Annotated in this window: 11 protein-coding genes; all 11 read right to left on the bottom strand. The window is 45.4% G+C overall.

Annotated features, from left to right (window positions below; translation table 11 throughout):
* Nucleotides 1-104: 104 nt before the first annotated feature.
* The 11 genes from urtA to ndk all read right to left on the bottom strand — a co-directional run bounded on the left by urtA (nucleotide 105) and on the right by ndk (nucleotide 12,433).
* The gene (urtA, locus tag AC6I7V_RS02860; RefSeq protein WP_498011289.1) at nucleotides 105-1,391 is read right to left on the bottom strand and encodes an urea ABC transporter substrate-binding protein; all 1,287 of its coding nucleotides are present in this window, start codon (nucleotides 1,389-1,391) and stop codon (nucleotides 105-107) included.
* Nucleotides 1,392-1,687: 296 nt separating this feature from the next.
* Entirely contained in the window at nucleotides 1,688-1,915 is a 228-nt protein-coding gene (locus tag AC6I7V_RS02855) for a zinc ribbon domain-containing protein (RefSeq protein WP_255231370.1), read from the bottom strand.
* Nucleotides 1,916-2,226: 311 nt separating this feature from the next.
* Complete coding sequence (locus AC6I7V_RS02850) at nucleotides 2,227-3,114, bottom strand: alanyl-tRNA editing protein (RefSeq protein ID WP_498011288.1); 888 nt, start codon at nucleotides 3,112-3,114, stop codon at nucleotides 2,227-2,229.
* Nucleotides 3,115-3,187: 73 nt separating this feature from the next.
* Nucleotides 3,188-4,669 carry a ribosome biogenesis GTPase Der gene (gene der, locus AC6I7V_RS02845; RefSeq protein ID WP_032551321.1) on the bottom strand — a complete coding sequence of 494 codons (1,482 nt, stop codon included), beginning with the start codon at nucleotides 4,667-4,669 and terminating at the stop codon, nucleotides 3,188-3,190.
* 159 nt (nucleotides 4,670-4,828) lie between these two features.
* Complete coding sequence (bamB, locus tag AC6I7V_RS02840) at nucleotides 4,829-5,989, bottom strand: outer membrane protein assembly factor BamB (RefSeq protein ID WP_255231373.1); 1,161 nt, start codon at nucleotides 5,987-5,989, stop codon at nucleotides 4,829-4,831.
* Nucleotides 5,990-5,999: 10 nt separating this feature from the next.
* Nucleotides 6,000-6,614, bottom strand: a complete 615-nt coding sequence (locus tag AC6I7V_RS02835; protein ID WP_255231374.1) for a YfgM family protein — start codon at nucleotides 6,612-6,614, stop codon at nucleotides 6,000-6,002.
* Nucleotides 6,615-6,700: 86 nt separating this feature from the next.
* Nucleotides 6,701-7,969 carry a histidine--tRNA ligase gene (hisS, locus tag AC6I7V_RS02830; protein WP_255231375.1) on the bottom strand — a complete coding sequence of 423 codons (1,269 nt, stop codon included), beginning with the start codon at nucleotides 7,967-7,969 and terminating at the stop codon, nucleotides 6,701-6,703.
* Between the two features lie 61 nt (nucleotides 7,970-8,030).
* Nucleotides 8,031-9,152: a flavodoxin-dependent (E)-4-hydroxy-3-methylbut-2-enyl-diphosphate synthase gene (gene ispG, locus AC6I7V_RS02825; RefSeq protein ID WP_498011287.1), complete on the bottom strand. Its 1,122-nt coding sequence runs from the start codon at nucleotides 9,150-9,152 to the stop codon at nucleotides 8,031-8,033.
* 7 nt (nucleotides 9,153-9,159) lie between these two features.
* Nucleotides 9,160-10,101 (bottom strand): cytoskeleton protein RodZ, encoded by a 942-nt coding sequence (rodZ, locus tag AC6I7V_RS02820; protein WP_498011286.1) that lies wholly within the window; start codon nucleotides 10,099-10,101, stop codon nucleotides 9,160-9,162.
* Nucleotides 10,102-10,542: 441 nt separating this feature from the next.
* On the bottom strand, nucleotides 10,543-11,661 hold the full coding sequence (gene rlmN / locus AC6I7V_RS02815) for a dual-specificity RNA methyltransferase RlmN (RefSeq protein ID WP_032551314.1): 1,119 nt from the start codon (nucleotides 11,659-11,661) through the stop codon (nucleotides 10,543-10,545).
* A gap of 337 nt (nucleotides 11,662-11,998) precedes the next feature.
* A complete protein-coding gene (gene ndk / locus AC6I7V_RS02810) occupies nucleotides 11,999-12,433 on the bottom strand; it encodes a nucleoside-diphosphate kinase (RefSeq protein ID WP_261882622.1) in 435 nt (144 codons plus the stop codon).
* Nucleotides 12,434-12,525 lie beyond the last annotated feature (92 nt).

Genomic DNA, 12,525 nt, shown 5'->3' with positions numbered 1-12,525 from the left:
TGGAAAATCATCCTGATTTGGACGCATCAACATTTGGATGCACTCACGAAGGCGCCCTCGGCGAAGTTGACTGAAATGCCAAGAGCGCACGTATTTAGGTGTGCTTAATTGCTACCTGAACACTTCTTCGTTTCTACATTGAAAGCACCACATGAGAATGGCTTCGACCAACTAGAGTAAAGTTTGGCTGATTCCGGTAAGTAGCTTGACCACGCATCCCCTGCCACAAGACCGGTAGTTTCCCACACAACTTCAAACTGGCCGTCTTCTTGGATCTCACCGATCAATACTGGTTTGGTGATATGGTGGTTAGGTAGCATGGTTGAGTAACCACCTGATAGGTTAGGAACCGAAACACCAATCAATGCATCTTGCACCGCTTCTGCATCGGTTGTGCCCGCATTGGTCACAGCTTGAGCCCACATGTTGAAGCCGACGTAGTGCGCTTCCATTGGATCATTAGTCACGCGTTTTTCGTTCTTAATGAATGCTTGCCATGTCTCGACAAACTCTTCGTTGGCTTCGGTATCGACACTCATGAAGTAGTTCCAAGCAGCAAGGTGACCAACCAATGGCTCAGTATCCATGCCCGATAGCTCTTCTTCACCCACCGAGAAGGCAATCACAGGAATGTCTTCAGATGAGATACCTTGTGCGCCCAACTCTTTATAGAATGGAACATTCGCATCGCCATTAACCGTTGAGACTACGGCTGTCTTTTTACCTGCATCGCCAAACTTCTTAATATCAGAAACAATAGACTGCCAATCAGAGTGACCAAACGGTGTGTAGTTGATCATGATGTCTTCTTGCGCGACACCTTTCTCTTTTAGGTAAGCTTCGAGGATCTTATTGGTTGTACGCGGATAAACGTAATCTGTCCCCGCAAGTACCCAGCGCTTCACTTCAAGCTCCTCCATCAAGTAATCCACTGCTGGGATCGCTTGTTGGTTTGGCGCAGCACCCGTATAGAAAACGTTTTTCGAAGATTCTTCACCTTCATATTGAACTGGGTAAAAAAGAATACTGTTGAGCTCTTCAAACACTGGCAACATGGATTTACGAGAAACCGATGTCCAACCACCAAACACCACATCGACTTGCTCTTTTTCAATCAATTCACGGGCTTTTTCAGCAAATAGCGGCCAGTTTGATGCAGGATCCACTACGACAGGTTCAAGCTTTTTACCCAGTAGACCACCTTTCTTGTTCTGTTCATCTATTAGCATCAGAACCGTGTCTTTTAGCGTAGTTTCACTGATCGCCATAGTGCCCGACAAAGAGTGTAGAACCCCCACCTTAATCGTATCTTCCGCAGCCAACACGCTTGCAGAAGAGAAAGAGAGTGAAGTACATAGTGCAGCTAACGATAATTTGAACACCTTGTTCATAGTTGTTACTCCATAATTGTTTTTTATTATCCAGTTACAGAACTACAAGAAGAGTGCCAAGCTATCTACAAAGTTAAAAATAAATTAAACGATTGATTCTTAATGACTTAAATTAATATGAGACCACTATGGTGCAAGGTGCACTATGTAAGCTGATTCATGGTGGTGCAGTTGTCTTAGAAATGAACCAATATGAAACATGACGATAAGAAAAAGCCCAGCTCGTTGAGAACTGGGCTTAAAAATAGAAATGTATTTCAGGACGAGACAAACAAAATGGACGAATTACACCAAAACTAAGCCGTCGGCTTAAACTCAAATGTGACTCTCGACTTAGACTTAAGCTCATTGCACTTATCATTGCAGAAATAACTGGCAGAACCGCATGCTTGAAGCTTCTCGAGTTGGCTTTGGCAATCCGGGCAGTAACCAATTTTAGTGAAGTGCATTGCACAGGTTTCGCAGTGGTATTGCCCGTCCCAACCTAATTCAGACTGGCACTGAGGGCAGGTATTTTCACTCATATCGCATTCCTAAATCATCAACTAGAGTTAACTCTACGCTTAGTGTATTTTCGATTGCTTGATTTGATACATGTTCTTGTCATTATCGGTTCGATATCAAAATACTATGCAGGGTATATCACGAAGATCAAAGCTTGATCTTTTGCTTTATCTATTTTGATCAGCGATCTACCCTAAAAAGAATATTTATATCACCACACACCGAAAGCATAAGTTACATGTGCTGCATTTGGATTTTAAACAGAGTAATAATCCATGCAAACTTAAAAACCGTCACTTAAACAGAACATCATCAATCGATCTAAAACCAATTATCTTTGATTTACATGCGTCTGCATTTCAATGTGTTGGTCATCGAGTTTGGTCAATTTTACTGTCAAACCGCCAAGCTCAGCTGTACTATTGATGTGAGTTCCACCACAAGGAATTGAAATTAAAGTACTTTCATTTTTCTGCCATTGCCAGTAACGGGAATCTGTCAAACACTCACCATCCAATTTCATTGCAACTGAGCTTTTTTGCTCCAACCAATCGGCGATCGTTTGATTGACTGCGATTTCAATTGCAGAAAGATTTTCGAGCATATCCGCAACATTAAGACCACGTTTCTTGAGAGTTTTGCCCAAACGGTATTTATCGGTACATAAATCAGGGGTTACAAAGCTGGTCACTTGAGCATAGCTATTGAAATCATAGTGGCCCAATGGATCTTTCCTGTCTGCATCTTTACGCCAATATTGCTCTGCAAGCACTTGGTTTAAAGCAAGATATGCGATGTGTCCGGCACTGTGTCCACGGCTAAGGCTATCTTGATAGTCTTGGTCAACGTGAAGCTCGACAGCTTGACCAACTTCAATAGCCTCTGAAGAAGTCGGTAGTTGATGCACCACAACAAACACCCAACCCTCTGTATCTCGCTTAACAGGAATATCTTCTGCAACGAAGAGTTTTCCAGTCGATTGTTCTATCGCTCCAACTAGACAGTCTTCTACCTCTATCTGCTGTTGATTAGCGACAATGTAGCCGCGGTCTGCAGGGTGATCAGGCCAAATATGGCTAACTGGGTGAAATGGGGTTTTATTAACAACAAGGTAAGTTTTCTCAGCTTGCTGCTCTATGTATTGCGCAGTAGCGGTTAGGCTCCAAGTTTGGTGACAAAACTGAGTGATAGTTGGATGAATTTGAATCGGTGTAGTCATGTTCTTTAGTTCTAATGAATTTTGCTTAAAAAAATACCCGAGCTCGGCTCGGGTATCAAATCAGTTATAAAGGTTACTTACGGCCTTTCATCATGCTCATCATGCGCTTACGTTTACGCTCTTGAGAGACAGTTAGCTTGTTAGTCTTACCTTCAAACGGGTTCTCACTGTTCTGGAACTGAATACGAATTGGTGTACCCATGATCTCTAAAGAACGGCGGTAGTAGTTCATCAAGTAACGTTTGTACGAGTCTGGTAGCTCACGAACTTGGTTACCGTGGATAACCACGATTGGTGGGTTGTAACCACCCGCGTGCGCGTATTTAAGCTTCACACGACGGCCACGAACCATTGGCGGTTGGTGATCATCGGTTGCCATCTTCATGATACGTGTTAGTACCGATGTACCTACACGGGTCGTCGCTGACTTGTAAGCTTCTTGAACAGACTCGAACAAGTGACCAACACCTGTGCCGTGAAGTGCAGAGATGAAGTGGATACGTGCAAAGTCAACGAAACCAAGACGGCGGTCTAGCTCTTTCTTTACGCGCTCTTTCACGTCATTATCCAGACCATCCCACTTGTTTACTGCGATCACAATTGAACGACCAGCATTCAAAGCGAAACCTAGCAGGCTCAAGTCTTGGTCAGAGATGTTTTCGCGAGCATCGATAACAAGTAGAACAACGTTAGCGTCTTCAACTGCCTTCAGCGTTTTAACAACCGAGAACTTCTCAACCGTTTCGTTGATGTTCTTACGACGACGTACACCCGCTGTATCAATCAGAACGTATTCACGCTCATCACGGCTCATTGGGATGTAGATAGAGTCACGCGTTGTGCCCGGCATATCGTAAACAACCACACGCTCTTCACCTAGGATACGGTTAGTTAGCGTTGATTTACCTACGTTTGGACGGCCAATGATCGCGAGCTTAATTGGTTGATCTTGAAGACGCTGGAATTCTGCTTCCGCTTCTTCTTCAGTGAAATCAACTTGCTCAGCTTCTTCATCTTCAAACTCAGTCAGATCGCTCACTTCACCTGCTTCTGCTTTTAGCGCTTCAGCAAATGGGTTAAGTGCTAGGTCGATCAGTGCCGTTACACCACGACCGTGAGCCGCAGCAATTTGGTACATGTCTTCAACGCCAAGTTGCCAGAAGTCTGCACTTGCTGCATCAGGGTCGATACCATCAACCTTGTTTACTACTAGCATTGAAGGCTTTTCTAACTGACGAAGGTGCTTCGCGATAGCAATATCAGACGGTGTTAGACCAGCACGGCCATCTACCATGAACAGTACTACATCAGCTTCGTCGATCGCCGCCAATGATTGTTCTGCCATTTTTGTTTCAACACCTTCTTCAGTACCGTCGATACCGCCAGTGTCGATTACAATAAATTCATGTTCACCAAGCTGAGCTTGGCCATATTTACGGTCACGCGTTAAGCCAGGAAAATCCGCAACCAATGCATCGCGAGTTCGAGTCAATCGGTTAAACAACGTAGACTTACCTACGTTCGGACGCCCTACTAGAGCAACAACAGGTACCATAACAACCTCTACAATTTCTTTTCTTAATGTAGTTATAGGTAAACACTTGTTCGCAAGTTTAAACTCTTACCTATAACCACACGCTTTATTAATTTTACAACAACAAAACGGCTCCTGGCTGTTACCAACCAGGAGCCGACTGTGAATTATATCACGCTTTTATTGGCTAATCGTCAGTTTCTTTACATCGCCGTTGCGAGTAACGACAAGGTAGCCGCCAGCTAGCTCAATCGGTGCTACAGCGAAACCACTGTCATCCACTAACTGCTGTGCCACAAAGTCTCCTGTCGCGCGGTCTAGCCAGTGTAAGTAGCCTTCTGTATCACCTACTACAACGTATCCGTTAATGATAGCAGGTGCTGTCAGTAAGCGGTTTTCAAGTAGAGATGTACTCCAGATCTCTGTACCACTGCGCGCATCAACCGCAGCTAAATGATCGTTATCTGTCACAACAAACAGACGGCTGCCATCGCTCGCTAAGTCAATAGCAGAAGAGTAATTACGCTTCCACACTGGTTTACCTGAACGTAGGTCAATCGCAATCAATTGACCATTAATGCCGACAGTATAGAGCGTGCCACCTAGGACAACTGGAGAAGAGTCAACATCGACAAGACGGTCGATTTCAGTCGCGCCTTTTGGTGTACCTACTGGTTGTTGCCAAATAAGCTGGCCACGGTCAACGATAGCAGCAGCCAATCGACCATTTGCCGTTCCCCAGAACACACCGCCAGAGACTGTCACAGGTGCACTGTCACCACGCAGAGTTAAGCTAGGAACTTCGGTACTGATGGTCCACTTTTCCTCACCTGTTGCTTGGTCAAGCGCTACCATCATGCCACGGCTAGTGTGAACCAGAACCATGTTGTTCTCTGTTGCAGGTGCCGCTAATACTTCACCATTAACAGAAACACGCCATAGCTCTTCCCCGGTCTCTTCATCAACCGCGATCATCTCGCCATTTTCAGAACCTACGAAAACCTTACCGTAGCCTGCTGTCAAACCACCAGAGATACGCGCAATCACGTCTTTCTCTAGATCGTTTCTCCAGATCTCTTTACCCGTTTCTGGATCAAGCGCTTTGATCATGCCATCGCGGCTAGCCACAAATACTTTGTCGTATGCGTATTCAGGCGTGAGCTTTGAGAAGTAATGACCAACGCCATCACCCACTGAAGTAGACCACTCTTGGGATGGTGTAAATTCACTCGTTACAGTTGGCACTGGTGCCATGATAACGGTGTCTTCTTCACCCGCACAGCCAGCAAGTAGCCCTAGAGCTATCGCACACAGTGTCGCTTTGGGAAACATCTTCTTCATTCAAAGCGCCTTATTTAGCTAAGTCGTCAAGTTTGATTTGAAGCGTTTGGCTAGCGTCAACCGCTTGTTGTGCCTCAGTATATGCCGCATATGCAGCATCGCTGTCGCCTTTACGCAGTGAGATATCACCACGCAGTTCAGCAACACGACCTTTCCAAGATTCATCAGTGATCGCCGCTAGTTCGCTAAGCGCTGCGTCAAACTCGCCCTGCTCTGCTTTTACACGAGCTACACGGTAGCCTAGCAAAGGTGCTAATGCCGCGTCTTTTGTCGCTGACTGTGCCCACTCAAGCTGCTCAAGCGCTGCTGCTAGATCACCCGCTTCTACTTGTGCTTTTGCCAGTTGCATTGCCGCAAGTACAGAGTACTCGGCGTCTTTGTTGCTATCGATGAAAGCTTGAATATCCGCTTGTGCATCTAGGCCTTTTGCATCCAGTGCAGAAATCGCTGTGGTGTAGCTTTCAGAAGCTGCTTCACGAGCCTGGGTCACTGAGTCTTGGTAATAGCGCCAGCCAAACAGACCACCTAAACCAATCACAGCACCAAAGATCACAGCTTTGCCGTTCTCTTTCCACCAGTCTTTGATGGCTTCAACTTGTTGCTCTTCGCTATCGTAAAGTTCCACTTCCTGTCCTCTTTGATTCTTTTAAACGCCAGCAAGCAGCTGGCGTTGAATATTCATATTGAGCGTTTGATTGCTCTGTGGGCGAGTTAGATTAGCGCCGCTACTTTTGCAGCAACTTCTGCTTGGGCAACAACTTCTTGTTCACCACCAACCAGATCTTTTAATACCACCGTGTTGTCTGCTACTTCGTTTTCACCCAGTACCAGTGCTACTACAGCGCCCACTTTGTCAGCACGTTTGAACTGTTTCTTAAAGCTACCACCACCGAAGTGGTTCATTACGCGAACGCCTGCAATGTTGTCGCGCAATTCATTCGCCAGTTGCATGCCCGCAATCATGGTGCCTTCACCTGCTGCAACCATGTATACGTCAACACTGCGACGCACTTCTGTTAGCTCTAGAGTCTCCATCATTAGAACAAGACGCTCTAGACCCATTGCAAAACCAACTGCATTAGTTGCTTTACCGCCTAGTTGCTCAACTAGACCGTCGTAACGACCACCGCCACATACAGTGCCTTGTGCACCTAGGCTGTCAGTGATCCACTCAAATACAGTGCGGTTGTAGTAGTCAAGGCCACGTACTAGACGCTCGTTAACTTGGTATTCGATACCTACCGCATCAAGAAGTTCACACAAACCTGCAAAATGTTGCTGAGACTCTTCACCTAAATATTCAGAAAGGCGAGGTGCATCACCAAGAATCGCTTGTACGTCTGGGTTCTTCGTATCTAGAACACGCAGTGGGTTTGTGTGCATACGACGCTTACAATCTTCATCCAACACGTCGATGTGTTGCTCTAGGAAAGCCACAAGCGCTGTACGGTAGTTTGCACGGTCTTCAGTCGAGCCGATTGAGTTCAGCTCTAGACGCACGTGCTTGTCGATACCTAGCTCACGCCATAGACGCGCCGTCATCATGATAAGTTCTGCGTCAACATCTGGACCATCTAGACCAAACACTTCCACACCACATTGGTGGAATTGACGGTAACGACCTTTTTGAGGACGCTCGTGACGGAACATTGGGCCCATGTACCATAGACGCTGCTCATCACGGTTGATAAGGCTGTTTTGGATGCAAGAACGAACACAACCCGCTGTACCTTCAGGGCGTAGAGTTAGGCTGTCACCATTTCGATCTTCAAAGGTGTACATCTCTTTTGAAACTACGTCAGTCTCTTCACCAACAGCACGGCTAAATAGGTTCGTCTCTTCAACGATAGGCATACGTACTTCGTTGTAGCCGTATGCGCTTACCACGCTTTTTACCGCGTTTTCTACTTTCTGCCACAGTGGTGATTGAGTTGGAAGGCAATCGTTCATGCCTCGGATTGCTTGAATATTTTTAGCCACAATTTTTTCCGTCATTTTTCACGACAAGGTGTGCCTAAACGCTTCACCTTATCGTGTTGTATTAATCTTCTAGGTTCTTAAGGTCAATGCGATTGGATTTATCCATCATAGACGCTTTTGCTCTGATCTTCGCTTCTAGCTGATCGACAAGGTCGTTGTTGTCGAAACGCTCTTTCTGACGCTTACCGTCTTCGTAGAACGCACTCTTACGCGCACTACCCGCAAGGCCTAAATGCGATACTTCCGCTTCACCAGGGCCGTTTACCACACAACCGATGATCGACACATCCATTGGTGTAATTACGTCTTCCAAACGCTCTTCTAATGCATTAACCGTATTAATAACATCAAACTCTTGGCGAGAGCAGCTTGGACAAGCGATAAAGTTGATACCGCGCGAGCGAATACGCAAAGACTTAAGAATATCAAAGCCAACTTTGATCTCTTCAACTGGGTCTGCAGCTAGAGAGATACGCAGCGTATCACCGATACCTTCTGACAGAAGCATACCTAAGCCAACCGATGACTTAACCGCGCCTGCGCGTGCACCACCAGCTTCAGTGATACCTAAGTGTAGAGGCTGGTCGATCTTCTGTGCTAATAGACGGTATGAACCTACCGCTAGGAATACGTCTGATGCTTTAACACTGACCTTAAATTGATCAAAGTTAAGACGATCAAGAATATCGACATGGCGCATTGCAGACTCAACTAATGCTTCTGCCGTTGGCTCTGTGTATTTCTCTTGAATATCTTTCTCTAGAGAACCACCGTTAACACCAATACGAATCGGAATATTTTTATCGCGAGCACAGTCAACTACAGAGCGAATACGGCTCTCATTACCGATATTGCCTGGGTTAATACGTAAACAGTCAACGCCGTACTCCGCCACTTTCAGTGCGATACGGTAGTCGAAATGAATGTCTGCAACCAAAGGGACTGAAACTTGCTGTTTGATCTGCTTGAACGCTTCTGCTGCATCCATCGTCGGAACAGAGACACGTACAATGTCAGCGCCAACATTTTCTAGCGATTTAATTTGAGCAACAGTCGCCGCAACGTCTGTTGTTCGAGTATTAGTCATGGATTGCACAGCAATTGGTGCACCATCACCGATCGGCACGTCGCCCACATAAATACGGGTCGACTTGCGACGAATAATAGGAGATTCGTGTTGCATATTAACTCTAAGGTAAGGTTATTCTAGCTACTTTGCCTGAAGTATACCCAGAAAGGTCGACAGGTTCACTCGCAAATGTCATTGAGACAGCTTCTGGAGCACCAATAACGACTTTATACGGGGTTTCACCTGACAAATTGAGTGATTGACCTGCTTTTTTAATGCCGGTCGACAACGTTCTGCCTGTCGCATCTTTCACTTGAATCCAGCAGTCAGAGCTAAATTGCATGACTAACTCATTAGACACAGCTTCAGGTGCGACAACGCCTGTCTCAGTAACTTCCGTCTCTGTAGCAGTTGCAGGTTCCGTTGATGCGCCGACTTCAGAAGTGATATCAGCTTCCATCGCATCTGCAGCGACACTGGTTTCGATCGTCGCTTCACTCTCTACATTTTGAGACGCTTCAACGGCTGGTGCTTCAGCTTCAATCAGATCGAGAGAAGTAGTCAGTGAGTCGTCATTGAGCTCGTCAGCCACAACCTCTTCCGCACTCTCTTCAGTAACAGTGGATTGAGAGAGGGTATCTTGCTGCTGATTCTGCCACCACCAAAGTGAAGATATACCAGCAATAACCGCGAAAATGCTCCAAGTTAGCAACATAATACGACTGTTGTGTTTCTCTGTTTTGGTTTTACGCGAGAAGCTCATCATCTCTTGTTCTTGATGCTGAACATCACCAGAGTGTTCCAAAGCCTCAAGCACGACTTTCTCATCTAGATTGACGTACTTGGCGTACGAGCGAACATAACCACGCATAAATGTGGCGACTTGGTCGGTGTCAAATTGGTTGTCTTCAATCTGCTGAATCAAACTAACACGTAGCTTTAAGCGAGAAGAGACTTGTTGTTGGGTTAATCCTAGCGACTCACGTCGATTTTTAAGGATAGTACCGGCTTCCAGTACAGGAGCTGCCGCTTGCGGCGTTTGTGTATCTTGTTCTGTGTCCATAAAGTAGAACTTCTAAATATTATAGTCGGTTGTCGAGAGCCATTTTTCTTATCGTTTACGCTCAATCTTACAACCCACTCTATGTGAAATTTATCCTACTACTCTCACCAAAAACCTTTTGAAATCGAAAACCAAGACCTGCTATGCAGGAGGGCTTCTCAGGCAGCTATCTGTTTAATGCCAACCTAGTAAATAGACATATTGATGGTTCGAGTAACAAGTAAGTACTTAAACTGAGTCTAAGCTGTTTTAATCATAAGCTAATGCCCTGACAAGGCAAAAACTCTTTCGACAAAATTTACCATTAGCTCATGGTTTTGTACAAAATTTAACGAAAAATGTAATAAAGCGTGGCGCGATGAACAGATAAAAGGTGATAAACAGTCAAAAACAAACAAGCCAGAAGTAGACTTCTGGCTTGTTATCAAAACGGAGAGAGGATTAAAGCGCTTTTACTGGAATAGTTTCCGCAGCGGCCTTTTGCTTAGTTCGCTTGGTACGGTCGATAACATCTCCCACCAATTGACCACATGCAGCATCGATATCGTCACCACGAGTCTTACGTACTGTTACTGTGTAATCGTATTCCATCAGTGTTTTCTGGAAGCGATCAATACGAGAGTTGCTTGGCTTCTTGTAAGGTGAACCTGGGTATGGGTTAAATGGAATCAGGTTAATCTTACATGGCGTGTCTTTCATGAGCTCAGCCAATTCACGTGCGTGGTCCATATCGTCATTCACATGATCAAGCAGCACGTACTCAACGGTAACTTTACCGCGGTTAGCGTTTGACGATGCGATGTAACGACGTACCGATGCTAGGAAGTCTTCAATATCCCAACGATCGTTGATCGGCATGATTTCGCTACGTAGCTTGTCGTTTGGCGCGTGTAGTGAGATTGCAAGAGCAACGTCAATGTTACCTGTCATTTGGTCAAGGCCCGATACAACACCAGAAGTCGATACGGTTACACGACGCTTAGACAGAGCAAAACCAAGATCATCCAACATGATTTCTAATGATGGCATTAGGTTTTTCATGTTAAGTAGAGGCTCACCCATACCCATCATTACAACATTTGTAATTGGGCGGCGACCAGTCTCTTTCTCAAGGCCGATCTCACGAGATGCACGCCAAATTTGACCAACAATCTCTGAAACTTTTAGGTTACGGTTGAAGCCTTGTTGCGCAGTAGAGCAGAACTTACATTCAAGAGCACAACCTACTTGTGATGATACACATAGCGTCGCACGGTCACCATCAGGGATGTATACCGTTTCAACGTCTTGATCACCAACTCGCATTGCCCATTTAATTGTACCGTCAGAAGAGTGTTGAGCTTCAGAAACAACAGGCGCAACAATCTCACAGCGACGTTGAAGTTTCTCACGCAGCTTCTTGTTGATGTTGTTCATGTTTTCGAAATCATCGACACCGAAGTGGTACATCCACTTCATTACTTGATCTGCTCGAAAAGCTTTCTCATTCAGTTCTTCTGTGAAAAATTTACGAAGACCTTTACGATCAAAATCGAGTAGATTGACTTTAGCTGTGGTCATGGTGCCTCTCAATGACGGAACAATAATTAAGGGCGCGAATTATACAGCCTTTACGCATCTTCAACAAGGGTTGTAAAACCCTGTCTTTACTAAGACATTCAAAGTTAAGTGATTAAAATTTACACAGCCCTCTTTCATTACTCGCAATTCACGAAATAAGAGCAAGATTCCCGACTACGCTCCTCCGTCGCAATCGGGGATGACGCTGCAACTAACCCATTCTCTACTCGTCATTCCAGAATCGAGGAACGAGATGTCTGAAATCTCCAACTACGTAAAACCCACTTACAAAAAAGGCCTCACCGTAGTGAAGCCTTGAGAATCGCTAACCCAATGCTTATTCAGCAGGACGTGGGCAAATTTCAGATTCAGGGAAGAAGAACTCAATCTCGCGCGCTGCCGATTCTGGGCTGTCGCTGCCATGAACTGAGTTGTAACGCATGCTAATCGCGTAATCAGCGCGGATAGTGCCGCACGCCGCTTCTTCTGGGTTTGTTTTGCCCATCAGTTCACGGTAACGAGCGATTGCGTTTTCACCTTCTAGTACTTGAACCATGATAGGACCAGAAGTCATGAACTCTTTTAGTGGGCCAAAGAATTCTTTGCCTTCGTGTTCTGCGTAAAAACCGCTCGCTTGCTCTTCTGTTAGGTGCACCATCTTAGCTGCAACGATTTGTAGGCCCGCTTTTTCAATGCGGTGGTAAATTTCGCCGATCAAGTTTCGTTTAACAGCATCTGGCTTAACAATTGAGAACGTTCTTTCTAGAGCCATAGGGGGTTCCTTCACTTCATTTTTGTTGTTATCTAAAACGACACCTGCCCTCATTAATTGAGTTTAGGTAACAATCAGGCAGCCAATAGCTG

Source organism: Vibrio sp. KUL70, from assembly GCF_059725515.1.
Note: the sequence above shows the minus strand (reverse complement) of the source record. Positions and strands in the feature narration are given on the sequence as shown.